Here is a 25,110-nt window from a genome sequence, read left to right as displayed (position 1 = left end):
CCCCAAGCAAAAGCCCCGCGATGCGGGGCTTTCTTGTTGTGTGCCGCGTGGGTCAGCCGATGGTGCGTACCGCCTCCGCCAACGTATGAAAGCGCGCCGCAATCTGCTCCGTCTCCACATGGCCATAGCCAAGCAGCAGCCCAGGCAGGCGACGCGCATCGTCCTGGTAATACCGTGAGAGGGGGCGAGTGACGACGTCATTGGCGAGCGCCAGGTCGGCAACGGCCACATCGTTGGTGCTGGCCGGCAAGCCCAGCACGAGATGCAGGCCCGACGCACCGTCATGCACGGGCAGTGCGTCGCCAAACTCGTGGGCGATGGACGCCAGCAGCGTTTCGCGCCGTTCCGCATACACACCGCGCATGCGCCGGATGTGGGAGACGAAATGGCCCTCCGCAATGAAGTCCGCCAGCACGGCCTGCGTGAGAATCTGGCCGCCGCGGAACATCTCTGACAGCCCCGTCGCAAACGCATCGGCCAGCGCCGGCGGCACGACCAGATAGCCAATCCGCAAGCTGGGGAACAGCACTTTCGAGAACGTGCCCATGTAAAGCACGCGCCCACCCTCATCCAGTCCTTGCAATGAAGGCAGCGGGCGGCTGCCGTAGCGGAATTCGCTGTCATAGTCGTCTTCGACGATCCACGCATCGGTTGCCTGCGCGGTGGCCAGCAGCGCGCGGCGTCGCGCCAGGCTCATCACCGAGCCGAGCGGATATTGGTGCGAGGGCGAGACCACCATGAGCTTCGGCGGCTTGCTGCGCTGGCGCCCGCGCGTGGGGAGGTCGAAGCGCATGCCTTCGTCGTCCACCGGCAGCGGCACCGTGCGCACGCCCGCAGCGGTGAGCACGCTGCGCACGCCCCAGTAGCCCGGGTCTTCGATCCACGCGCTGTCGCCGGCGTCGCACAGCAGTTGGGCGATGAGCTGGAGCGACGGATGGATGCCGGCTGTGATGATGATCTGCTCGGGCTCGCAGCGCACGCCACGCGCGGTGCGCAGGTAATCGGCCAGCGCGGTGCGCAGCGGCAGGTAGCCCGCGCCCACGGGATACGTCAGCAGTGCGGGCGACGGCTTGCGCAGCAGCCGGTTGTGCAAGCGCGACCAGATGCGCGCCGGAAACATCCGCACCTCCGGTACGCCCGGCATGAACGCGCCCCATTGGCGCGAACTGGCGCCTGCATCGCGCACCAGGGCACGGCCGCGCGTGGAAAGGATCGGCGCGGACGGGGCGGCCGCCTCGGCTATCGGTGCTGCTGCCACTGCGGCCACGGCTGCGGCCGGTGCAGGCGCCGCGTCCAGCCGGTCCGGCGCGGTATCGGCGACGAAGGTGCCGCTGCCTACGCCCGCCGAAACATAGCCTTCCACGCCGAGTTGTTCATAGACGTGGATGACTGTGTTGCGCGCGATGCCCAACTCCGTGGCCAGCTGCCGCGACGACGGCAGGCGCGTGCCCGGCTGCAGCTCGTCGCGCAGGATGCCCTCTTGCAACACGCGATACAGGCGGCGGTGGTCGGGCTCGCCCCCCGGCTCTGCACGGTCGAAGCGGCGTTGCAGGTAGTCGACCAGCATACTGGCGCGGTGTGTGGGTGAGTGGTCTGCCATGGTGGGCGATGGAGCCAAAGTGGTTCCAAAAGAAAATCCTGATTGGGTCTTATTGTACAGAGCCAATGAGGCCACACTGGCTCGCATCACCTCTTTCTTGACCCAACGCATACGACCGCCATGAACGCCCGAGACCCGCAACAGAACGTCCAATGGAATGCCCGCCGCCTCGCCGCTACGCCGCGCGGTGTCGGTGTGATGACCGACCGCTACGCCGAGCGCGCCGAGAACGCGCTGTTCTGGGACGTGGAAGGCCGACGCTACATTGACTTCGCGGCCGGCATTGCCGTGGTCAACACGGGCCATCGTCACCCGCGTCTGGTGCAGGCCGTGCGCGAGCAGCTGGATCACTTCACGCATACCGCTTTCCAGATCGTGCCGTATGGCTCATACGTCGAGTTGGCCGAGCGCCTGAACACGATCACGCCCGGCACGCACGCCAAGAAGACCGCGTTCTTCACCACTGGCGCAGAGGCAGTGGAAAACGCCATCAAGATCGCACGGGCGCACACGGGCCGCCCAGGTGTGATCGCACTCACGGGCGCGTTCCACGGTCGTACGTTCATGGGCATGTCGCTGACGGGCAAGGTGGTGCCGTACAAGACGGGCTTCGGACCGTTCCCGGGTAGCATCTATCACGTGCCGGCGCCCGTCGCGCTGCACGGCGTGAGCACGCAGGATGCGCTTGACGCCATTCAGCGCCTGTTCAAGGCCGATATCGATCCGCGCCAGGTGGCGGCCATCATTTTCGAGCCTGTGCAGGGCGAGGGTGGCTTCTATCAGATGCCCGCCGACTTTGTGCGCGCCATCCGGGCGCTGTGCGACGAGCATGGCATCGTGATGATCGCCGACGAAGTGCAAACCGGCTTTGCCCGCACCGGCAAGCTGTTTGCCATGGAGCACACCGGCGTGCTGCCCGACATCACGACGATGGCCAAGGGCTTGGCCGGCGGCCTGCCGCTGTCGGCCGTCACGGGCCGCGCAGAGATCATGGACGCGCCTGCTCCGGGCGGGCTCGGCGGCACCTACGCCGGCAACCCGCTGGCGGTGGCGTCCGCACACGCGGTGCTCGACATCATTGCCGACGAGAAGCTCTGCGAGCGTTCCGCCGCACTGGGTGCGCGCCTTGTCGACGCACTGAACGCTGTCAAAGGCCGCCAGCCGCGCATTGCGGAAGTGCGTGGTGTGGGCGCGATGGTTGCTGTCGAATTCAATACGCCGGACGGCAAGCCCGACGCCGACTTCACCAAGCTCGTGCAGCAACGGGCGCTCGAAGCCGGCCTGCTTTTGCTGTCGTGCGGTGTGTACGGCAACGTGATCCGCTTCCTGTTCCCGCTCACGATTGAAGACGCGGTATTCGAAGAGGGCCTTGCCATCCTGCAACGCGCACTGGAGGGCTGACACCATGACCCGCACCGACTTGCCGAGCGCGCCGGTTACGCCGCCGATCGCGCTGAAAGACCCCGGCCTGTGGCGCACGCAAGCGTTCGTCGCCGGCACCTGGGCCGATGCCGATGACGGTGCCACGCGCGACGTGACCGATCCCGCCACCGGCCGCACCATCGGCACCGTGCCCGGCATGGGCGCCGCCGAAACGCGCCGCGCCATCGAAGCCGCACAGGTTGCGCAACGCGCCTGGCGCAAGGTGAGCGCACGTGATCGCGCCAAGATTCTGCGCAAGCTGGCCGATCTGATGATGGAGCACCAGCAGGACCTTGCGGCCATCCTCACGGCCGAGCAAGGCAAGCCGCTGCCGGAAGCCGCCGGTGAAATTGCCTACGCCGCCTCGTTCATCGAATGGTTTGCGGAAGAAGCGCGCCGCATTTACGGCGACACGATTCCGTCGCCGCAGGGCGATCGCCGCATCGTTGTGCAGAAGGAGCCGATTGGCGTGAGCGCGGCCATCACGCCGTGGAATTTCCCCATCGCGATGATGACGCGCAAGGTCGGCCCGGCGCTGGCAGCCGGCTGTTCGATGGTGGTGAAGCCCGCGCTGGAAACGCCCTACTCTGCGCTCGCATTTGCCGAGCTGGCCGTGCGTGCTGGCGTGCCGGCGGGCCTGCTGTCCATCGTCACGGGCGATTCGCAGGCGATTGGTGGCGAGCTGACGTCCAACCCGATCGTGCGCAAGCTGAGCTTTACGGGCTCCACCGCCGTTGGCCGTTTGCTGATGCGCCAGTGCGCGGACGACATCAAAAAGCTGTCGCTCGAACTGGGCGGCAATGCGCCGTTCATCGTGTTCGACGATGCCGACGTCGATGCAGCGGTGGAGGGCGCGATGATCGCCAAGTACCGTAATGCGGGCCAGACCTGTGTCTGTGCGAACCGCTTCTATGTGCAGCGCGGCATCTACGACACGTTTGCTGCCAAGCTGGCTGACGCCGTGCGTGCGCTGCGCGTCGGCAACGGCACGGAGCCCGGCGTGCAGCAGGGCCCGTTGATCCACATGCGGGCGATGGACAAGGTGCAACAGCATCTGGACGACGCTGCGCGCCAGGGCGCCCGCGTGCTAGTGGGCGGCAAGCCGCATGCCCTGTCGGCGCAGGGCGGCGCGTTTTTCGAGCCGACCGTCGTGGTCGATGCGAAGCCGGGCATGCTGGTCGCGCATGAAGAAACGTTCGGCCCGCTGGCGGCGCTCATCCCCTTCGACACGGAAGACGAAGCCGTGGCCGCTGCCAACGACACCGAGTTCGGTCTCGCTGCGTATTTCTACACGCGCGATCTGGGCCGGGCGTGGCGCGTTTCGGATGCGCTGGAGTCGGGCATGGTCGGCGTCAATACGGGCCTGATCTCGACGGCCGAAGCGCCGTTTGGCGGCGTCAAGCAATCGGGTCTGGGCCGCGAAGGCTCCAAATACGGCATCGACGAGTACCTGGAGATCAAGTACATCAACATGGCCGGCCTCTGACCGGCGTATGACAGAAGATTGGACGCATCACGCAGCAGTGATGCGTCTGCCGCCGCTTGCTCTATAATCACCCTCCTCTGGCGCGCCGATTTGACGACTGGCTTGCGGGCGCGCGGGAGTTCAGACATCCACGGATGTGGCGCTGGGCTCTCATTACAAATGCGGCTAAAGAGGTTCGGTCAGAGCGGGGTGGTGAAAGTAAGCGCCCTCCGTGCGCCACATGAGAACCCGATTGGTTGCGTGAACAGCGTTGCCGGTCGGGTTTTTTCTTTGGTGCCATGACAGACATCCAGGCTGACCCCGCGGTCACCGCACCCGATGCGGCGCAGGCCGATACTTCCTCTCCGACGGCACACCAGGGCAAGCCGGCCAACGCCATCGGCCTGGTCGTGCCCGAGCGCATGCACTTTGCCGAGCCGCTGCAACTGCGCAACGGCTCGCAGATCAGCGGCTACGACCTGATGGTCGAAACCTACGGCACGCTCAATGCCGACCGTTCCAACGCCGTGCTCATCTGCCACGCACTCAACGCTTCGCACCACGTGGCGGGCGTGCACGCCGAGGGCGAAGTCGGCTGGTGGGACAACATGGTCGGCCCCGGCAAGCCGGTCGACACCAACCGCTTCTTCGTCATCGGGGTGAACAACCTTGGGTCTTGTTTCGGCTCGACGGGCCCCATGAGCCCGCATCCGGAAACCGGCCTGCCCTATGGCGCGCGCTTCCCTGTGGTGACGGTGGAAGACTGGGTGAACGCCCAGGCGCGCGTGGCGGATCGTTTCGGCATCGAGCAGTTTGCGGCGGTGATGGGCGGCAGCCTCGGCGGCATGCAGGCGCTGGCCTGGAGCCTGATGTATCCGGACCGGCTGCGGCATTGCGTCGTGGTGGCGTCCACCCCCAAGCTGTCGGCGCAGAACATCGCCTTCAACGAGGTGGCGCGCAGCGCGATCCTGTCCGACCCCGATTTCCACGGCGGCGATTACTACGCGCACAACGTCAAGCCCAAGCGCGGTTTGCGCGTGGCCCGGATGATCGGCCACATCACGTATCTGTCGGACGAAGACATGGCCGCGAAATTCGGCCGCGAATTGAAGGCGGAAGACATCCGCTTCTCGTTCGACGTCGAGTTCCAGGTCGAGAGCTACCTGCGTTATCAGGGCGACAAGTTTGCCGAGTACTTCGATGCGAACACGTATCTGCTGATCACGCGCGCGCTCGATTACTTCGACCCCGCACTGGCCTACGGCGGCAGCCTGACCAAGGCCGTCGCGCATACCAAGGCGAGTTACCTCGTCGTCAGCTTCATGACCGACTGGCGATTCGCCCCTGCGCGCAGCCGCGAACTGGTCAAGGCGCTGCTCGACAACAAGCATCCCGTCACCTACGGCGAGATCGACGCGCCGCACGGTCACGACGCTTTCCTGTTGGAAGACGCGCGCTACCACGCGCTGGTCCGCGCCTATTACGAACGCATCGCCCAGGAGATCGGCGCATGACAACGCAAACGCTGAACCCCGCGGCACCGTCGGCGGTGCCGAACATCCTGGCGGACCGGGCGGATTTTCGTGCCATCGCTCGCTGGATCGAGCCGCGCTCGACCGTGCTCGACCTCGGTTGCGGCGACGGCAGCCTGTTGCGCGTGCTGCAGGATGAGCTCGACGTGCTGGCCTACGGCATCGAGATCGACGATGCGGGCGTGCTGGCCTCCACGCAAAAGGGCGTGCACGTGATCCAGCAGAACATGGAAGGCGGGCTGGCGCTGTTCGAGGACAAGAGCTTCGATACGGTCATCCTTTCGCAAACGCTGCAGACCATCCACAACACGGCGCAGGTGCTGCGCGAGATGCTGCGCGTGGGGCGCGAGTGCATCGTGTCGTTTCCGAACTTCGGCTACTGGCCGCATCGGCTCTCGATTTTTCGCGGGCGCATGCCGGTGTCCAAGTCGCTGCCGTACGAGTGGTACAACACGCCCAACGTGCGTGTGCTGACCATCCGCGACTTTGAAGCGCTGGCGCCCAAGGTGGGGCTGGTGATTCTCGACCGTGTGGTGCTGCACGAAGGCAACGTGGTGCGCTGGGGCGCCAACTGGCGTGGCAGCGTAGCGGTGTACCGGGTGCGCGCCGGCTGATTGCCCGGGCATCGATGGACTTGCCGTGTGCTGGTTTGTGCGCGCCCACACGCAGCACAGTGGCGCGCTACACTGGACCCTCTTCCGGTGAGGAGCGTGTGATGAGCAGACAGACCAGGCGCAGTAGTCCGCGCATGCTGCAGACGGTGTTGGTGATTGCGATGGGGATGGCGGCGCCTTTTGCACTTGCCGCAACCTCGCCGCAAGCTGTGCGAGGCGACGCCGACGCCCTCACCCAGATCGCCATCGCGCACTATGAGAAGAACGATTTCGGCCACGCCTTCGATGAATTTGCCGAGGCAGCCCAGCGCGGCAACCGGCTCGCGCAATTCAACTACGCGATGATGCTGATGCGCGGCGAAGGCACCGTCGCCCGGCCCGACGAAGCGGTCAAATGGCTGCGCCGTGCCGCCGACAACCAGATGACCCACGCGCAGTTTGCCTACGGCGAATTGTTTGAACGCGGCGAACTGGTACCGCGCTCGCTGGAAGAAGCCAACAAGTGGTACGAGCGTGCCGCCGCCGGCGGGCATGTCGAGGCGCAGCGTGCGCTGGCCACCGATTACTTCACCGGGCGCGGTGTGCCACGCGACTACGGGCGCGCATTCAGTTGGTACAAGAAGGCGGCCGAAGGGGGCGATGCGCCATCGCAGTACATCGTCGGCAGCTATTACGAGCGCGGCGAGCCTGGTGTCGTGCCGCAGGATATCGAGCAGGCCAAGAAGTGGTACGGCAGGGCGGCCGCCCAAGGTGATGTGGGGGCGCTCGGCAAGCTGCGTGAACTGGTGGAGAAAACCTATCGGGCCAAGCACGGCGATCCGCCCACAGCGGCACGTCGGTCCATGTAGGGCACGCAAGAAAAAACCGCCGGGCATGGCTGCATGCACCGGCGGTTTTTTGTTTGGGAGCGCGTTCAACCGTTCATCAACAGCAGCGGCCGACGCGTCCGGCGTAGCGCGCGTCCTGGCGTTCGCGGAAGAAGTCTTCGTACGTCATGACGGCCTGGCCGGGGTGCGTCTCCTGCATGTGCCGCACGTAGGTGTCGTAGTCTGGCACGCCGACCATCAGGCGCAGCGTCTGGCCCAGGTAGCGGCCGAAGTTTTCGAGTTCTTCGCGCATGCCCGTGCTCACGCGCCCAGCGCTTCGTACGGCGTTTCGTTGGCGGTCGGGCGGCTCGCGGCGCGCGCCTTGAGCACCGTGCGTAGGCCATACCACGCGATGCTGACCACCACGAGAATGAACAGGCCGCACAGGAACGCGTCAATGCGGTCGTTCAGCACCACCTGCTGCATCTGCGCTATCGACTTGGCGGGGGCCAGAAGCTTACCTTCGGCAATCGCGCCGGCGTACTTGTTGGCGTGCGCCAGGAAGCCGATCTTCGGGTCCGGATCGAACAGCTTCTGCCAGCCGGCGGTGAGCGTGCAGAGCAGCAGCCAGAGGGTCGGCAGCAGCGTCACCCACACGTAGCGGTCGCGTTTCATCTTGACTAGCACGCAGGTGCCGAGCGTCAGCGCAATCGCGGCCAGCATCTGGTTGGAGATGCCAAAGAGCGGCCACAGCGTGTTGATGCCGCCCAGCGGATCGACCACGCCCTGGTACAGGAAGTAGCCCCACAGTGCGACGGTCGCGGCCGTGGCAATGAGGTTGGCGACGAGCGAATCCGTGCGCTTGAGTGCCGGCACAAACGTGCCCAGCAGATCCTGCAGCATGAAGCGCCCGGCGCGCGTGCCTGCGTCCACGGCGGTCAGGATGAACAGCGCCTCGAACAGAATCGCAAAGTGGTACCAGAAGGCCATCATGGCCTGGCCGCCCACCACCTGGTGCAGGATGTGCGCCATGCCCACAGCCAGCGTCGGGGCGCCACCCGCACGGGCGAGGATGGTGTTTTCGCCGACGTCCTTGGCGGTCTGGATCAGCACGTCAGGGGAGATGACGAAGCCCCAGGTGGACAGCGTGTGTGCCACCGTATCGGGCGTCGCGCCCACCAGTGCCGCCGGGCTGTTCATCGCGAAGTACACGCCCGGGTCGATGACCGAAGCGGCCACCAGCGCCATGATGGCGACGAACGATTCCATCAGCATCGCGCCGTAGCCGATGAAGCGTGCTTGGCGTTCGTTCTCCAGCAGCTTGGGCGTGGTGCCCGACGCGATGAGCGAGTGGAAGCCCGACACCGCGCCGCACGCAATGGTGATGAACAGGAACGGGAACATGTTGCCCGACCACACCGGGCCGCCGCCGCTAGCAAACTGCGTGAGCGAAGGCATCTGCATCTGCGGCGCGACGATCAGGATGCCGATGGCCAGCGCCATGATCGTGCCGATCTTCAGGAACGTCGACAGGTAATCACGCGGGGCCAACAGCAGCCACACCGGCAGCACCGAGGCGACAAAGCCGTAGCCGATCAGCATCCACGTGAGGGCCTTGCCGTCGAACGTGAACAGCGGCGCCAGCGCGGCATTTTCGTGCACCGCCTGACCGCCGATGATGGCCAGCATCAGCAGCACGAAGCCGATGATGGAGATCTCGCCGATGCGGCCCGGGCGGACGTAGCGCACGTACACGCCCATGAACAGCGCGATGGGGATCGTGGCGGCCACCGTGAAGGTGCCCCACGGCGAGCCGACCAGCGCCTTCACCACGATCAGCGCCAGCACGGCCAGGATGATGATCATGATGAGGAACGCGCCAAACAGCGCGATCACGCCGGGCACGGTGCCCATCTCGCTCTTCACGAGGTCGCCCAGCGAGCGGCCGTCGCGGCGGCTGGAGATGAACAGCACGATGAAATCCTGCACCGCGCCGGCAAACACCACGCCGGCCAGAATCCAGAGCATGCCGGGCAGATAGCCCATCTGCGCGGCCAGCACGGGGCCCACGAGCGGGCCTGCCCCGGCAATGGCCGCGAAGTGGTGCCCGAACAGCACGTGCTTGTTGGTGGGAACGTAATCGAGCCCGTCGTTGTAACGCCAGGCGGGCGTCTTGCGGGTGCCGTCCAGGCCGAGCACCTTGTCGGCAATGAAGCGGCTGTAGTAGCGATACGCGATCAGGTAGATGCATACGGCGGCCACCACCACCCATAGCGCACTGACTGCCTCGCCGCGCGCAAGCGCAACGGTGGCAAAGGCAGATGCGCCAAGAATGGCGACGACCAGCCAGATCAGGTGTTGCCTGACGAAGCTCATGTCGATCTCCTCGAACCTTGGTCGAAGCTATTTGCTGAACGCGGGATGTGGGTTCATCCCTGCGGTAAGTCCTGCCCCGTGACAGGGGCGTGTAGTATTTGCCAGCCTCGCCCCGCGCCACAAGCGGAGGACTACGCAGCACAGGTCCGTAGTTCTACGCAGGGGCCACACCCGACCGAGACCGCGGCGCCACCTTGCGATGCCGCAACGTACGCCGCGTTTTGCCATGAAGCTCCGCCAGAAGATCCTGCTGCTCGCCGTCGCGCCGCTGACCATCGCCATGCTGGCGATCATGCTGACCGTGCGGCACCAGTCGATTGCACTGGCGCGGCACGAACGACAGTTGGTGGAATCGGCGTACCTGCAGGCCAAGGAGACCGAGCTGCGGTCTTACGTCAAGCTTGCGCAGAGTGCCATCGCGCCGTTGCTTGCGTCCGGCCAAAGTGGCGACCCGGCCCGGGACGAAGCCACGCGCGACGAAGCGATGCGCACGCTCGCCCGCCTCGACTTCGGCACCGATGGCTACTTCTTCCTCTACGACTTGCGCGGCCGCAACCTCATGCACCCGCGCCAGCCGGAACTTGTCGGGCGCGACTTGTGGGACCTGACGGACTCCGGCGGCCAGCCGACCATCCAGAAACTGGTGGCTGCCGCCCAGGCCGGCGGCGGTTTCGTGCGCTACATGTGGGACAAGCCATCGACGCACCAGAGCGTGCCCAAGCTCGGTTATGTCGAACCGATTCCACAGTGGGGCTGGATGGTGGGCACCGGCCTGTACCTGGACGACATCGAACAAACCTTGCGTGAGATCGACCGGCGCGCGCAAGCGAACATCGACCAGACATTGGCCTGGGTGGTGGGCATCGCCGCGATCAGCATCCTGCTGGTGGCCGGCAGCGGGCTGGCGCTGAACGTGAGCGACCACCGCCAGGCCGATGCCAAGCTGCGCCAGCTCGCACAGCAGGTGGTGAAGTCGCAGGAAGACGAACGTGCGCGTGTCTCGCGCGAGTTGCACGACGGCATCAGCCAGGTGCTCGTCTCGACCAAGCTGCTGCTGGAAACCGCGCATGGCCATCTCGAAGCGTCAGCGGCATCGCCGACGTCGATCGAACGGGCGGGCAGCATGCTGCGCCGGGCGCTCGACCGGTTGAACGGCGCGCTGGGCGAGGTGCGGCGCGTGTCGCACAACCTGCGCCCTGCGCTGCTGGATGATCTCGGCCTGGCTGCCGCACTGGAGCTGCTCGTGCGCGAAACGCGCGAGGCACATGAAGACAGCCAGCCGGGGTCTGCGATTGCGCTTGAACTTGTCGGCCCGCCGGTGCAATTGCCGGATGCGTGCAACACCGCGCTGTTCCGCATTGCGCAAGAGGCCGTCTCGAACATTGAGCGCCATGCCACGCAAGCCACGCGCATCGGCGTGCTGCTTGAAAACGATATCGATGCCGTGCGCTTGTCCGTTCGCGACAACGGCCCCGGCTTCGACGTGGAATCCGTGCAGGTGGACCCACAGCACGGCATCGGCCTGCGCAACATGCGTGAGCGCATGGCCGCCCTGGGCGGCACCTGTGCGATCGCCTCCGGCCCGCACGGCACCGAGGTGTGCGCCGTGCTGCCGCATGTCGTCATCGCCCAACTGGCTTCGGCCCCCTCTTCTCCACTCGTATGAACATGCGACCACCCGCGCCCGTCAAACTGCTCCTCGTCGACGATCACCCGCTCGTGCGCGATGGCGTGCGCGTGCGGCTCGAAGCCGTGCCGCATTTCGAAGTGGTGGGTGAAGCCGGTGACGCGGATGCCGCCCTGCAGGCCGCGCGCACACTGTCACCCGATCTGGCGCTGATGGACATCGGCATGCGCGGCATGAACGGCATTGCGCTCACCGAGAAGTTTGCCGAGGAATTTCCCGAGATCGCCGTGCTGGTGCTGTCGATGCACGACAACCTGGAGTACGTGCGGCAGGTGATCCGCGCCGGCGCGCGTGGCTACGTGCTCAAGGATGCGCCCGCCAGCGAACTGGTCGAGGCCATCGACGCTGTGCTGGCTGGCCGGCCGTTCTACAGCGCGCAGTTGGCGATGCGCATGGCCGAGCAGGCGGTCATGCCCACGCCTGTGGAGGCGCTCACGCCGCGCGAGCGCGACATTCTCGACGGCATTGCCAAGGGTTATGCCAACAAGCGCATCGCCGACGAGCTGGGCTTGTCCGTGCGTACGGTGGAATCGCACCGCCTGAACCTCAAGCGCAAACTCGGCATCGAGGGGCAGGCAGAACTGGTGAAGTTTGCGGTGGAGCTGGGCAAGGGCCGTTAGGCGCCCTTCGCGCTGTCCACGTAATCGCGCACCATCGCTTCGAACGAGGTGTCGCGGCCAAAGCCCAGCGCATCGGCGCGCGCGGTATCGAAGCGCGCCGGCCAGCTTTGCACGATGGCCTTGATGCGCGCGTCCGGCTCCCAGCGGATGCGCGAGATCGGCGCATCGCCCGCCACCTTGCGCAACGCCTCCACCATCTCGCCCACCCGCACCGTAATGCCCGGCAGGTTCAGTGATCGGCGATGGCCCCATGCCGACGCCGGCAGCGTGTACGCGTGCAGCAGCGACGCCACCACCTGACGCGGCGAGGCCAGCCACAGCTCAGTCTCGGCTTCCACCGGGCAGATGGCTTCCTCGCCTGACAACGGCTCGCGGATGATGCCGCTGGCAAAGCTCGAGGCCGCGCCGTTCGGTTTGCCCGGGCGCACCGACACCGTGGGGATGCGCACGGCGCGGCCGTCGATGTAGCCCTTGCGCGAATACTCGCCGACCAGGAATTCGCCCATGAGCTTCTGCACGCCATACGAGGCCTGCGGCGTGGCCGCCGTGTCGTCGGTGACAACGGCCGGCAGTTGGCCACCGAACACCGCCACGGAGCTGGCGAACAGCACGCGCGGCGCACGGCCGGTCTTGGCGTGCTGCGCGCGCAGCGCATCGAGCAATGCGCGCGTGCCGTCCAGGTTCACGCGCATGCCGAGGTCGAAGTCGGCCTCGGCGGTGCCGCTCACCACGGCGGCCAGGTGGAACACGCCGCCCACATTTTCGTCGATCACCTGCGCGATGAGGGCGGGGTCGGAGGCATCGCCGGTCACGTAGCGCACGCGCGCATCGGCAATCTGACCGGCCACCTGGTCCAGCACGATGAAGGTCTCAACGGGCTGCACCGAGCCGTCCGCAGCCGGCAGGCCCGGTTGCTGAAGCAGTGCCGCCAGCACGCGCTGGCCCAGGAAACCGGCGCCGCCGGTGATGACGATATTCATGGTGTCTCCTTCTTGCCTGACGTAAGCCGCCGGGCGTTTTGATCGATGCCTAGGGTAAACAGGGATGAAGCGCTACGACTCAACTTGTATGATGACACGACGAATTTACGCTTGCCAAGACATCCCTGCCACCATGTTTGAACGACTCGACGCCGCGCCCTCCCTGTCCGACCGCGTGGCCCAGACCCTGATGGACAAGATCGACGCGGGCGAACTGCGCCGCGGCGAACGCATGCCGTCCGAAACCGTGCTCGGGCAGGAATTCGGTGTGAGCCGAACCGTGATCCGCGAGGCCATCTCGCGTTTGCGCCACGAGGGCGTGGTCGAAGCGCGCCAGGGCAGCGGCGTGTACGTCACGCAGCAGGCCGGCCTCAAGCCGCTGCGGATCGACGCGGCGCAAGCCGGCTCGATCGATGCCGTGCTGCACATCATCGAACTGCGCCGTGCGCTGGAGGCTGAAGGCGCCGCCCTCGCGGCCCAGCGCCGCACCGACGCCGAGATGATCGAGATCGACGCCGCACTCGACAGCATCGACGCTGCGGTGGCGGCCGGCGGTGACGGCGTGACCGAAGACCTGCGTTTTCACCGCGCCATCGCGGCCGCCAGCGGCAATCCGTTCCTCGTGCAGGCACTCGGCTTTTTCAGCCAATACCTGGAGGAAGCGATCGGCGTGACGCGCAGCAACGAAGCGCGCCGCGAAGACTTCGCCCGCCAGGTCCGCGACGAGCACCGCGCGATGGTCGAGGCGATCCGCCACCGCGACGCACTTGCTGCACGCAACGCCGCGCAAACCCACATGTTCAATGCCGCACGTCGTTTGGCCGAGGGCCGCGATGCGGCGCAAGACTGATTTCAGGAGCCATTCATGACGCAATCGGCGGCTGACCGGAAGGTTGGCGTGATCGGACTCGGCGCCATGGGTCTGGGCATTGCCAAGACCCTGCGCAATCACGGCTACACCGTGCATGCCTGCGATGCGCGCCCAGGTGCCGCTGCAGATTTCGCCAAGGAAGGCGGCGTGGCCTGTGCGACGCCTGCCGAGGTGGCGGCGGGCGTGGACGTGGTGGTATCGGTGGTGGTCAACGCCGCGCAGACCGAGGCCGTGCTTTTTGGAGAGTGCGGTGCGGCGGCCGCCATGTCACCCGGCAGCACGTTCGTCATGTGTTCCACGGTGGACCCGAACTGGTCGATAGCGCTGGAGGCGCGTCTGGCGCAGCAGGGCATCCTGTACGTCGATGGCCCCATCTCCGGCGGTGCGGCCAAGGCTGCATCGGGCCAGATGACCATGATGACCTCGGCCACACCCGAGGCGTATGCGGCGGCAGACCATGTGCTCGACGCCATGGCCGGCAAGGTCTATCGCCTGGGCGACAAGGCGGGCGCGGGCAGCAAGGTCAAGATCATCAACCAGCTGCTGGCCGGCGTGCACATTGCCGCCGCCGCCGAAGCCATGGCACTGGGCCTGCGCGAAGGCGTGGCAGCGGACGCGCTGTACGAAGTCATCACCCATAGCGCGGGCAACAGCTGGATGTTCGAAAACCGCATGGCCCACGTGCTGGCCGGCGACTACACGCCGCTGTCCGCCGTCGACATCTTCGTCAAGGATCTGGGGCTCGTGCTCGATACCGCGCGCGCGAGCAAATTCCCGCTGCCACTGGCGGCCACCGCGCACCAGATGTTCATGCAGGCGTCCACCGCCGGCTACGCCAGGGAAGATGACTCCGCCGTGATCAAGATCTTCCCGGGGATCACATTGCCGGAGGGCCAACCGAAATGAGCGCAGCGCCCACGTCCCGCCCGGTCCTCGGTTGCATCGCCGACGACTTCACCGGTGCGACCGACCTCGCCAACATGCTCGTGCGCGCTGGCATGCGCACGGTGCAGACCATCGGTGTGCCGCAGGCCGGCGGCGAGGCCATCGCGGCGGATGCCGACGCCATCGTCGTTGCGCTCAAGTCGCGCACGATTGCCGCGGCCGATGCCGTGGCGCAGTCGTTGAGCGCACTGTGCTGGCTGCGCGCGCAAGGCTGTTCGCGCTTCTTCTTCAAGTACTGCTCGACCTTCGACTCCACCGACGCCGGCAACATCGGGCCTGTGGCCGAGGCGTTGATGGCTGAACTGGGTACCGATTTCACATTGGCCTGTCCCGCATTTCCCGAGAACGGCCGCACGATCTTCCGTGGCCATCTGTTCGTGGGCGACGTGCTGCTCAACGCGTCGGGCATGGAACACCATCCGTTGACGCCGATGCGCGATCCGAACCTCGTGCCGGTGCTGGCTCGCCAGAGTGCGGGCAAAGTCGGCCTGCTGCGTTACGACACCATCATGCGCGGTGCGCAGGCCGCTCGCGATCGGGCCCACCAACTGCGCGCCGACGGCGTGAAGCTGGCGATTGCCGATGCCATATCCAACGACGACCTGATCGTCCTGGGCGAGGCATTTGCCGATCTACCGCTGCTCACCGGCGGCTCGGGCCTGGCGCTTGGCCTGCCGGCGCAATATCGCCGCGCGGGGCTGATCACCGCGCACGGCAACGCGGCGCAACTGCCGATCGTGGCCGATTCGGCGATCGTGCTGTCGGGCAGCTGTTCACGTGCGACGAACGCGCAGGTGGCGCACTGGCGTGCATCGCGTCCGGCGTTCCAGGTGGATCCGCTGGCGCTGGCCGAAGGCAAACCGGTGGTGGTCGAGGCGCTTGATTTCGTGCACCGCCATGCAGGTCAGACGGTGCTGGTATACGCCACCAGTGCGCCGGAGCAAGTGGCTCGCGTGCAGCAGACGCTGGGCGTTGAGCGCGCGGGCAAGTTGGTGGAAGACGCACTGGGCCGCATCGCCCGCACGCTGCATGCCGATGGCGTGCGCCGCTTCGTGGTGGCTGGCGGCGAGACCTCGGGCGCGGTGGTGCAGGCGCTCGATGTGCGTGCGCTGCGCATCGGTCCGCAGATCGACCCCGGTGTGCCCTGGACCGCCACCATCGATAGCGATCCGCTTGCGCTGGCATTGAAGTCCGGCAACTTCGGCACGGTGGATTTCTTCGAGAAGGCGCTCGCGCAACTGGCGCACGCAACCACGGAGCCGATCGCATGACCACCACGAACGAAAGCGCGCTACGTGAAGAGATCACCCGCGTCGGACAGAGCCTGTATGCGCGCGGTTACACCGTCGGCACGGCAGGCAACATCAGCGCGCGCCTGCCTGACGGCTGGCTCATCACGCCCACCGATGCCTGCCTCGGCACGCTGGACCCGGCACGTATCGCCAAGGTGCTGGCGACGGGCGAATGGGTCAGCGGCGACAAGCCGTCGAAAACGCTGGCCCTGCATCGCGGCATCTACGACCGCAATGCGGAGGCGCATGCCGTGGTGCACACGCATTCGACGCATCTCGTGGCGCTCACGCTGGCGGGCGTCTGGCACGAAGCCGACGTGCTGCCGCCCATTACGCCGTACTACGTGATGAAGGTCGGCCACGTGCCGCTTATCGCGTATCGGCGACCGGGCCATCCGGATGTGGCCGCGCGGATTGCCGCGCTGGCCAATGATGTGCGCGCCGTGCTGCTCGACCGGCTGGGGCCCGTGGTGTGGCACGGCTCGGTGTCGACTGCGGCTTACGCGCTGGAAGAACTGGAAGAAACCGCACGGCTTTGGTTGATGACCGAACCCAAGCCGGCGCCGCTGTCCGACGCGCAGATCGACGAACTGCGCCAGACGTTCGGGGCCCGTTGGTAGAGCAACCGGCAGCAGATCGGTAGTGCCCGCCGCTCGGCCCATATAACACTTACACCGGAGACAAAATGAACACCTCGACCGCCACCACGGCGGCGTTGCCTTCGCACGCCGTTTCAAAAGAGGACAGTGTCTACGCGCGCGTGTCGCGCCGCATCGTCCCGCTCATCATGCTGTGCTACGTGGTCGCCTATCTCGACCGCGTGAACGTCGGGTTTGCGAAGCTGCAGATGTCGCAGGCGCTGAATTTTTCCGAGACGGTGTACGGGCTGGGCGCCGGCATCTTCTTCCTCGGCTATTTTCTCTTCGAGGTGCCGAGCAACCTGCTGATGAACAAGATCGGCGCGCGTATCTGGATCGCGCGGATCATGATCACGTGGGGTTTGATCTCGGGCGCGTTTGCATTTGTGCAGACGCCCACGCAGTTCTACGCGATGCGCTTCCTCCTGGGCTTGGCGGAAGCGGGTTTCTACCCCGGCATCATCCTGTACCTGACGTACTGGTATCCGTCGCATCGCCGCGCGCGCATCGTGGCGATGTTCATGGCGGCCATTCCCATCTCGGGCATCTTCGGCAACCCGCTGTCGGGCTGGATCATGAGTGCGTTCCACGGGACAGGCGCAGCCGGCGGCTGGCAGGGCTGGCAGTGGATGTTCGTGATCGAAGCCATCCCTGCCGTGCTCGTTGGGCTGCTGGTGCTCTGGAAGTTCGATGACAGCATCCGCAAGGCCAAGTGGCTGTCGGAAGACGAAAAGCAGATCCTCGAAGCCAACATTGCGGCCGACAACAAAGGCAAGACCGAGCACCCCGGCATCGGCAAGGTGTTCTCCGATCCGCGCGTGTGGATGATGAGCCTGATCTACTTCGCCTTCGTCATGGGCCAATACGGCTTGACGTTCTGGATGCCGACGCTGGTGAAGAGCGCCGGCGTGAAAGACACCTTCATGGTGGGCATGCTCTCCGCCATTCCGTATGTATGTGCGGCGATCACCATGGTGCTGATCGGCCGCAGCGCCGATGCACGCCGCGAGCGCCGCTGGCACCTGGTTGTGCCGGCGCTGATGGGCGCAGTCGGTTTTGCCGTGGTGGCAACGGCGGGTCACAACGTGGCCCTGTCGATCGTGTTCCTGTCATTGGCCGCCGCGGGCGTGCTGACGTGCGCGCCGCTGTTCTGGTCCCTGCCGACGGCGTTCCTGCAAGGCACCGCTGCTGCGGCCGGCATTGCCGCCATCAACTCCGTCGGCAACTTGGCCGGCTTCGTGAGCCCCTATATGATCGGTGCGCTCAAGGACATGACGGGCAGCACATCCGCCGGCATGTACGCGCTGGCGGGCGTGCTGGTGCTCGGCTGCATTGCCGTGTTGCGCACGCCGCCGAAGCTGGTCAATAAATAAGCAATCGTATTCAGAGGTCTGTCATGCCGCGCTTTGCCGCCAACCTGTCCATGATGTACCAGGAGCACGCGTTCCTCGACCGCTTTGCCGCTGCGGCAAAAGACGGCTTCGAGGGCGTGGAATTTCTGTTTCCTTACGACTTCGACAAGGCCGATATCCGCGCCCGTCTTGACGACGCTGGTCTCACGCAAGCGTTGTTCAACGCCCCGCCGGGCGATTGGGCGGGCGGCGAGCGCGGCATCGCCTCGTTGCCCGGTCGCGAAGAGGAATTCAAGTGCGGCATTGCGACAGCGCTGGCGTATGCGCAGGTGCTGGGTAACACGCGCCTGCATGTCATGGCCGGCCTGCTGCCCGCCGGTGCAGACCGCGCACGCCATCACGCCACCTACGTGAGCAACGTCGCCTACGCTGCGCGCGAGGCTGCCGGCGCGGGCGTCACCATCGTGCTGGAACCGATCAACACGCGCGACATGCCGGGCTTCTTCCTCACGCACCAGGCGCAGGCGCATGCGGTGTGCAAGGAAGTGGGCGCGGCCAACGTCAAGGTGCAGTTCGACCTCTATCACGCGCAGATCATGGAGGGCGATCTGTCGGTCAAGCTCAAGCAGTACGTCGATGGTGTGGGCCACGTGCAGATCGCCGGCGTGCCCGATCGCCACGAACCGGACGAAGGCGAGCTGCACTATCCACACCTCTTTGCGTTGCTGGATGCGCTTGGCTACAACGGCTGGGTCGGTTGCGAATATCGGCCGCGTGCCGGCACCAGCGAAGGGCTCGGCTGGCTCAAACGCTGGCGTGAGAGCCAGCGTTGACGCTGCACCACAAGAAGGAACGGCGGCAATCTGCCCGGGAAGAGGTGCGTATCGCCACGCGCTGATGCAAAAGAAAACCGCCGCTGCGCGATGCGCAAGCGGCGGTCGATTCCGGCGGAGAGGCTCGTCAGGCGCCCAATTGAGCGGGGCCGAGCGAGCGCGTCGCGGGGACGCGACCGTATGCAGACAGTTCGGCCTTGCGGGTTGCGGCTTCCAGTTGCATGCCGATCGCTTCGGCAGCATGCGCGGCCGTCGCGCCGCCGGTGCCGACCACGAGCCGATAGCCGCCGCCGCGCACGGTCTGGATCAGGCCGTCGCACGGCGTGCCGGCCAGCGCCACGCGCAGTTTGCGCACGTGCACATCGACCGTGCGCTCACCCACGAAGACATGGTTGCCCCACACGCGGTCCAGTAGCTGCGTGCGCGAATGCACGCGTTGCGGATGCGCGACGAGAAAGTGCAGCAGGCGGAATTCCAGCGGGCTGAGCGCAATGGCGCGGGGGCCGGTTTCGGTCTGGGCAGTCACACCCAGCGTGAGCGGATCGAGGCGCAGACCGTTGACCTGCAGGATGTCGTCGCCATGCTGGTGCGGCGCGCGGCGGCGCAGTACGGCGCGGATGCGGGCATGCAGCTCGCCCGTGTCACACGGTTTGACGACGTAGTCGTCGGCGCCGGCGTCGAGCGCGGCAATCTTGGCGCGCGCATCGCCATGACGGGACAGCACGATGACCGGCAGGCCGCGCGTCTGCATGTTGGCGCGCAAGGCCAGCAGCATGTCGATCGACTCGCGCTCGGGCCACGTCCACTCCATTAGGAGCAGCTCCGGCATGGCGGCCAGGATGGCAGGCTGCGCCTGGCTCGGATGGCTGACCCGTTGAACATCGTGTCCACCATCACGCAGGGAAAACGACAGACGCTCCCCCTCTGCCTGGTCGTGTTCGACCAGCAAGATCTGAATACCCACTTTGTAATATCTCCCGTCTAACCAGCCGACACACTCCGGCGAGCAGCCCTGCGGCTGCGCTCTGCAGTCTGCGGTGCGCGTTGTTATGAGTGCCATGCGGGCAATTGCGCGTGTGCTCGCATGTCGTTTCTTGCGGGCGCTGTTGCCCGGCCGTTGGCCTTGCGCGGATCGTCATGCTGCTGTTCCCGTCGACGATCGCCAGCGGAGCCTCCTGGGTGGTGTCCAGGGTGGTCCTGAGAAAGGTCTGCAAGCCCCTCGGTGCCAGTCGCAGCGTGCCGGACCATGCAATCGTTTGCACAGTGTGCGGTATCGCTTACGCGCAATCCGAGCCGGCGCCCCCCCGAGCGCCGGTGAAGCAGGGATCCCCCACCTCCGTTGGCATAAGGCTTGTTCGCCCTTTCCCGTTTCCTCTAGTCATGAACCCCCTCTGGCTCAGAGAGAAAGGATTCCGTTTTGCCGGATTATAAGAATCCCGTAGGGATTCGTCACGCAGGAATTTTAAAATTTCGAAATTCATTGAATTCCCCGTGAACTGGGATGGCGCGGTTGACATTCATTCTTCATAAAGCTAAGCCCGGCAACGTTCTTGGCGGATATCATGCGTGCAATAATTCAAGTCTGGCATAAATGCATAACGATTATGCTCGCGCCGGCATAATGATTGATTTCATGTGTGCGCCGGTATTTTTTACAAAACAATCGGATTTGCTAAAAATCAATTGATCTGTTTTGTGGCAGGGGTAATTCGCGCGATTTAAAACTTTAGGATTACTGCTCGTTGTTTGGGCAACCTGTTGTGGGCGGACGCAAAAAAGCCCGCGCGAGGCGGGCTTTCTTTTCCTGGTGCCGAGGAGGCTACGGGCGTCAGCCGCCCAGGCGTTCTTCCAGGCGGGTCTTGGCATCGGGCAGTGCTTGCGGAAGGCCGTGCGCCAGTTTCGTGAACAGCTCGTCGTGTAGCGCCAGTTCCTGCTTCCAGGCGTCCGCGTCCAGCGAGATCACCTTGGCGAACTGCTCCGCCGTGAAGTCCAGGCCATCCCAGCTCAGTTCTTCGTAGCGCGGCGACACGCCAAAGACGTGTTCCTCACCCTGCGCCTGGCCTTCGATGCGATCGATCATCCACTTGAGTACGCGCATGTTCTCGCCAAAGCCCGGCCACACGAACTTGCCGTTTTCATCCTTGCGGAACCAGTTCACGCAGAAGATCTTCGGCAGCGTTGCGCCGCTGTCGGCCAGCTTCTCGCCAACCTTGAGCCAGTGTGCGAAGTAGTCGGCCATGTTGTAGCCGCAGAACGGCAGCATGGCGAACGGGTCGCGGCGCACCACGCCTTGCTGGCCGGCAGCGGCAGCGGTGGTTTCCGAGCCCATCGTCGCGGCCATGTACACGCCTTCGGTCCAGTCGCGCGCTTCAGTAACGAGCGGCACGGTGGTCGAACGGCGGCCGCCGAAGATGAACGCATCAATGGGTACGCCGGCCGGGTTGTCCCATTCCGGATCGATCGAGGGGCATTGCGCGGCGGGCGCCGTGAAACGCGCGTTCGGATGCGCTGCCTTGCGGCCGGTTTCCTTGGCGCTCGCAGGCGTCCAGTCCTGACCCTGCCAGTCGATCAGGTGCGCCGGCGGCGTGTCGGTCATGCCTTCCCACCACACGTCGCCGTCGTCGGTGAGGGCCACGTTGGTGAAGATGACGTTCTCTTTGAGCGTGGCCATCGCGTTGAAGTTGGTCTTCTCGCTCGTGCCCGGAGCCACGCCAAAGTAGCCGGCTTCCGGGTTGATGGCGTACAGGCGCGTCTTGCCGTTGGCGTCCTGGCGGGGCTTGATCCAGGCGATGTCGTCGCCGATGGTCGTCACCTTCCAGCCGTTCAGGCCTGCAGGCGGAATCAGCATCGCAAAGTTGGTCTTGCCGCAGGCCGACGGGAAGGCCGCAGCCACGTGGTACGTCTTGCCCTCCGGCGACGTCACGCCCAGGATCAGCATGTGCTCGGCCAGCCAGCCCTGGTCGCGGCCCATGGTGGAGGCGATCCGCAGCGCGAAGCATTTCTTGCCCAGCAGCGCATTGCCGCCGTAGCCCGAGCCGAACGACCAGATTTCGCGCGTTTCCGGGAAATGCACGATGTACTTGGTCGGGTTGCACGGCCACGGCACGTCCTTTTCGCCGGCGGCGAGCGGCTTGCCGACGGTGTGCACGCACGGTACGAAATCGCCGTCAGTGCCCAGCACGTCGTACACCGCGCGACCCATGCGGGTCATGATGCGCATGTTGACGGCCACGTACGGGCTGTCCGACAACTCCACGCCGATGTGCGCGATCGGCGAGCCCAGCGGGCCCATCGAGAACGGCACCACATACAGCGTGCGGCCGCGCATGCTGCCGTCAAACAGGCCGTTCAGCGTCTGGCGCATCTCGGCCGGGGCCGTCCAGTTGTTGGTGGGGCCGGCGTCTTCCTTCTTCTGTGAGCAGATGAAGGTGCGGTCTTCCACGCGTGCCACGTCCGACGGGTCCGACAGCGCCAGGTACGAGTTCTTGCGCTTGGCCGGGTTGAGCTGCTTCATCGTGCCGGCGGCCACCATTTCGGCGCACAGGCGGTCGTATTCCTCTTGCGAACCATCGCACCAGACGATGCGCTCCGGCTTGGTGAGCGCCGCCACCTCGCCCACCCACGCGATCAGGCGCGGGTGTTTCACGTAATCGGGCACGTTCAATGCGGGCACGCCCTGCATCACGGGTTGATTCATGACCAAAACTCCAATGGAAGTGAGAAAGAAAGCGGTGTCGGATCAGCACGGCGGCCGCGCCCAGCGGCGGGGTGGAAAGCGATCGACGGCGCATCGGAAGCGAGCCGGATCAGCGGTTTCCAGAGGGAGAGGTGAGGCAGGCGGAGGGACGGGAGCCGTGCTGATTTCACATTCAGTTACAAAGCGGTGCACTGACGGAAGGTGGGTTTTTCCGGGCAGCGAGGGCCGCGTGCGCTAAAGTGGCGGGACCGAGGTCAACAGACCGTAGAACAAGGACTCGTCACCAGCGAGGCTGCGCAAATTGCGTGCCCGCGGCGGGCAATTCCAAACGTCGACACGGATTGTCGTGCGACGAGGGATGGGAAGAATACCACCGCGAGGGATCGCTGTTTTTTGCTGCGCACCATTGTTCGAAGTGAGATGTCGATGAAGATTGCCGTACTGGACGACTACCAAGACGCTGTTCGCAAGCTGGATTGCTTCAGCCTGCTGCAAGACCACGAAGTCAAAGTGTTCAACAACACCGTCAAAGGTGTGGGGCAATTGGCCGCACGCGTGGCGGACGTTGAAGCCATTGTGCTGATCCGGGAGCGCACGCGCGTGACGCGTCAGTTGCTCGATCGCCTGCCCAAACTCAAGATCATCAGCCAGACGGGCCGCGTATCGCGCGACTCGGGCGGCCATATCGATCTGGATGCCTGCACCGACAAGGGTGTGGTGGTGCTGGAGGGGAAAGGCTCGCCGGTGGCGCCGGCCGAGCTGACCTGGGCGCTGGTGATGGCCGCACAGCGTCGTATTCCGCAATACGTGGCGAGCCTCAAGCACGGCGCGTGGCAGCAGTCGGGGCTGAAATCCACGACGATGCCGCCCAACTTTGGCATTGGCCGCGTCCTGAAAGGCCAGACGCTGGGCATCTTCGGCTACGGCAAGATTGGTCAGCTCGTGGCCGGCTACGGCCGCGCTTTCGGCATGAATGTGCTGGTGTGGGGCCGCGAAGGCTCGCAAGAGCGGGCTCGCGCTGATGGCTTTGCCGTGGCGGATTCGAAGGACGCGCTGTTCGAGCAGTCCGATGTGCTGTCCGTCCATCTGCGCCTGAACGACGAAACGCGCGGCATCGTCACGGTGGCCGACCTCACGCGCATGAAGCCGACCGCCCTCTTCGTCAACACGAGCCGCGCCGAGCTGGTGGAAGAAAACGGCCTGGTGACGTCGCTCAACCGCGGGCGCCCGGGCATGGCCGCCATCGACGTGTTTGAAACGGAGCCCATCCTGCAGGGCCACACCCTGCTGCGCATGGAGAACTGCATCTGCACGCCGCACATCGGCTACGTCGAGCGCGAAGGTTACGAGCTGTACTTCAGCGTCGCGTTCCAGAACATCCTCGATGTTCTGCAGGGCAACGTCGACAGCGTGGTCAATCCGACGGCACTGGCGCCTGCGCTGATCCGCGCATAACGCCAGTCGTTCTACCCGTCGTTTCCGTTAATCAAGCCGCGGCGCGCAGCTGCGGCTGATTGGCGCCCGCGCCGTCAAAGCGGAAGCTGTCCATCGCCAGCGATCCGTACGTCACCGTATCGACCACGTGCTGAGCCTGCACGCCGCCCGGCGTGGCCTGGCTCGGCTGGCCCATGGCTGCGCCCAGCGCCACGTACAGCGGCATCAGGTGTTCATCGGTCGGGTGGGCGTGGGCGGCGTTCGGGGCTTGCGCGCGGTAATCGCAGAAGCGGGTGAAATCGCCGCTGCGGATGCCGTCGGTCATCGTCTCGATCATCCATTCGCGGAAGGCCGTCACCCAAGGCTCGACCGGCACGCCGTGCTGCGCCATGCCGGGGCCGCGCATCAGCGCGCGCAGGTTGTGCGTGAAGCTGCCGGAGCCGACGATGAGCACACCCTCGTCGCGCAGCGGCGCGAGGGTGCGCCCCATCGCCATCTGGCACGCCGGCGACAAGCCCGGCATCAACGACACCTGCACGACGGGGATCTTCGCTTCGGGAAGCATCAGCATCAGCGGCACCCACGCGCCGTGGTCCAGCGGCTGGCGCGGGTCCAGCACGGTGGAGGCCTGTTCTTCCAGCCCGGGGACGATGTTGCCGTCGATCAGCGCACGGATGCGTTCTGCCACGTCGGGCGCGCCCGGCGGGGCGTATTCCAGGGCGTAGAGCTGCGGCGGGAAACCGCCGAAGTCGTGCCAGGCCTCCTGCTGCGCGCGGGCAGTGACGGCCGGCCGGCGCGTCATCCAGTGCGGTGAAACCACGACGATGGCGCGCGGCTTGAGGGCTGCCATCTCTTGCCCGAGCGCCGCAAGCATCTTGCCGACGGGGCCCGGATCGGCCGCCAGCATGGGCGATCCATGGGACAGATAGAGCACGGGGAGCATGTC

Annotated in this window: 21 protein-coding genes; 14 read left to right on the top strand and 7 right to left on the bottom strand. The window is 65.5% G+C overall.

The genetic code is table 11. The features are described from left to right. Positions 1–52: 52 nt before the first annotated feature. Positions 53–1,567, bottom strand: coding sequence for a MocR-like pyridoxine biosynthesis transcription factor PdxR (pdxR, locus tag ACUXH0_RS22455; RefSeq protein WP_004628232.1), 1,515 nt, complete (start codon positions 1,565–1,567; stop codon positions 53–55). Positions 1,568–1,720: 153 nt separating this feature from the next. Between pdxR and gabT the strand changes: the two genes are divergently transcribed. From gabT to ACUXH0_RS22430, 5 genes are all read left to right on the top strand, one after another. Next, complete coding sequence (gene gabT, locus ACUXH0_RS22450; RefSeq protein ID WP_182594641.1) at positions 1,721–3,001, top strand: 4-aminobutyrate--2-oxoglutarate transaminase; 1,281 nt, start codon at positions 1,721–1,723, stop codon at positions 2,999–3,001. Between the two features lie 4 nt (positions 3,002–3,005). Further along, the gene (locus ACUXH0_RS22445; RefSeq protein ID WP_182594642.1) at positions 3,006–4,508 is read left to right on the top strand and encodes an NAD-dependent succinate-semialdehyde dehydrogenase; all 1,503 of its coding nucleotides are present in this window, start codon (positions 3,006–3,008) and stop codon (positions 4,506–4,508) included. 278 nt (positions 4,509–4,786) lie between these two features. Continuing rightward, positions 4,787–6,001: a homoserine O-succinyltransferase MetX gene (metX, locus tag ACUXH0_RS22440; protein ID WP_182594643.1), complete on the top strand. Its 1,215-nt coding sequence runs from the start codon at positions 4,787–4,789 to the stop codon at positions 5,999–6,001. Beyond that, complete coding sequence (gene metW, locus ACUXH0_RS22435) at positions 5,998–6,633, top strand: methionine biosynthesis protein MetW (protein ID WP_004628226.1); 636 nt, start codon at positions 5,998–6,000, stop codon at positions 6,631–6,633. Before metX ends, metW begins: the two co-directional genes overlap by 4 nt. 101 nt (positions 6,634–6,734) lie before the next feature. Further along, on the top strand, positions 6,735–7,481 hold the full coding sequence (locus ACUXH0_RS22430; protein ID WP_009239373.1) for a tetratricopeptide repeat protein: 747 nt from the start codon (positions 6,735–6,737) through the stop codon (positions 7,479–7,481). Between the two features lie 76 nt (positions 7,482–7,557). Here ACUXH0_RS22430 and ACUXH0_RS22425 read toward each other — a convergent pair whose 3' ends face one another. Together ACUXH0_RS22425 and ACUXH0_RS22420 are read right to left on the bottom strand one after the other, a co-directional pair. After that, a complete protein-coding gene (locus tag ACUXH0_RS22425; protein ID WP_004628224.1) occupies positions 7,558–7,752 on the bottom strand; it encodes a YbdD/YjiX family protein in 195 nt (64 codons plus the stop codon). Positions 7,753–7,760: 8 nt separating this feature from the next. After that, positions 7,761–9,815 carry a carbon starvation CstA family protein gene (locus ACUXH0_RS22420; protein ID WP_182594644.1) on the bottom strand — a complete coding sequence of 685 codons (2,055 nt, stop codon included), beginning with the start codon at positions 9,813–9,815 and terminating at the stop codon, positions 7,761–7,763. A gap of 226 nt (positions 9,816–10,041) precedes the next feature. Between ACUXH0_RS22420 and ACUXH0_RS22415 the strand changes: the two genes are divergently transcribed. Together ACUXH0_RS22415 and ACUXH0_RS22410 are read left to right on the top strand one after the other, a co-directional pair. After that, positions 10,042–11,481: a cache domain-containing protein gene (locus ACUXH0_RS22415; protein ID WP_004628221.1), complete on the top strand. Its 1,440-nt coding sequence runs from the start codon at positions 10,042–10,044 to the stop codon at positions 11,479–11,481. After that, complete coding sequence (locus ACUXH0_RS22410) at positions 11,478–12,122, top strand: response regulator (protein WP_182594645.1); 645 nt, start codon at positions 11,478–11,480, stop codon at positions 12,120–12,122. The genes ACUXH0_RS22415 and ACUXH0_RS22410 overlap by 4 nt, the downstream gene beginning before the upstream one ends. Here ACUXH0_RS22410 and denD read toward each other — a convergent pair. Continuing rightward, positions 12,119–13,102, bottom strand: coding sequence for a D-erythronate dehydrogenase (denD, locus tag ACUXH0_RS22405; protein WP_024973853.1), 984 nt, complete (start codon positions 13,100–13,102; stop codon positions 12,119–12,121). The genes ACUXH0_RS22410 and denD overlap by 4 nt on opposite strands. A gap of 133 nt (positions 13,103–13,235) precedes the next feature. Here denD and ACUXH0_RS22400 point away from each other — a divergent pair, with 133 nt between their 5' ends. From ACUXH0_RS22400 to otnI, 6 genes are all read left to right on the top strand, one after another. Beyond that, entirely contained in the window at positions 13,236–13,952 is a 717-nt protein-coding gene (locus ACUXH0_RS22400) for a FadR/GntR family transcriptional regulator (protein WP_004628218.1), read from the top strand. A 15-nt stretch (positions 13,953–13,967) separates the two neighbouring features. Then, entirely contained in the window at positions 13,968–14,879 is a 912-nt protein-coding gene (gene ltnD, locus ACUXH0_RS22395; RefSeq protein ID WP_024973852.1) for an L-threonate dehydrogenase, read from the top strand. Further along, positions 14,876–16,189 (top strand): 3-oxo-tetronate kinase, encoded by a 1,314-nt coding sequence (gene otnK, locus ACUXH0_RS22390; protein WP_182594646.1) that lies wholly within the window; start codon positions 14,876–14,878, stop codon positions 16,187–16,189. The genes ltnD and otnK overlap by 4 nt, the downstream gene beginning before the upstream one ends. Next, positions 16,186–16,830, top strand: coding sequence for a 3-oxo-tetronate 4-phosphate decarboxylase (gene otnC, locus ACUXH0_RS22385; RefSeq protein WP_009239367.1), 645 nt, complete (start codon positions 16,186–16,188; stop codon positions 16,828–16,830). The genes otnK and otnC overlap by 4 nt, the downstream gene beginning before the upstream one ends. 65 nt (positions 16,831–16,895) lie before the next feature. Then, positions 16,896–18,221, top strand: coding sequence for an MFS transporter (locus ACUXH0_RS22380; protein WP_024973850.1), 1,326 nt, complete (start codon positions 16,896–16,898; stop codon positions 18,219–18,221). A 23-nt stretch (positions 18,222–18,244) separates the two neighbouring features. Then, positions 18,245–19,033, top strand: a complete 789-nt coding sequence (gene otnI / locus ACUXH0_RS22375; RefSeq protein WP_182594647.1) for a 2-oxo-tetronate isomerase — start codon at positions 18,245–18,247, stop codon at positions 19,031–19,033. Positions 19,034–19,160: 127 nt separating this feature from the next. Here the strand turns inward: otnI and ACUXH0_RS22370 are convergent, their stop codons facing one another. Then, positions 19,161–19,997: a winged helix-turn-helix domain-containing protein gene (locus ACUXH0_RS22370; RefSeq protein WP_182594648.1), complete on the bottom strand. Its 837-nt coding sequence runs from the start codon at positions 19,995–19,997 to the stop codon at positions 19,161–19,163. Between the two features lie 864 nt (positions 19,998–20,861). Beyond that, the gene (locus tag ACUXH0_RS22365) at positions 20,862–22,730 is read right to left on the bottom strand and encodes a phosphoenolpyruvate carboxykinase (GTP) (RefSeq protein ID WP_182594649.1); all 1,869 of its coding nucleotides are present in this window, start codon (positions 22,728–22,730) and stop codon (positions 20,862–20,864) included. 426 nt (positions 22,731–23,156) lie between these two features. Here ACUXH0_RS22365 and ACUXH0_RS22360 point away from each other — a divergent pair, with 426 nt between their 5' ends. Beyond that, on the top strand, positions 23,157–24,185 hold the full coding sequence (locus ACUXH0_RS22360) for a D-2-hydroxyacid dehydrogenase family protein (RefSeq protein WP_004628208.1): 1,029 nt from the start codon (positions 23,157–23,159) through the stop codon (positions 24,183–24,185). 31 nt (positions 24,186–24,216) lie between these two features. On the opposite strand, the gene ACUXH0_RS22355 is transcribed toward ACUXH0_RS22360, so the two are convergent. Further along, positions 24,217–25,107: a DODA-type extradiol aromatic ring-opening family dioxygenase gene (locus tag ACUXH0_RS22355; protein ID WP_009239361.1), complete on the bottom strand. Its 891-nt coding sequence runs from the start codon at positions 25,105–25,107 to the stop codon at positions 24,217–24,219. Between the last annotated feature and the right edge of the window lie 3 nt (positions 25,108–25,110).

The organism is Ralstonia sp. 110700041-2 (genome assembly GCF_056280165.1).
The sequence above is the reverse complement of the archived record's forward strand: the minus strand, read 5'-3'. Positions and strand labels throughout refer to the sequence as shown.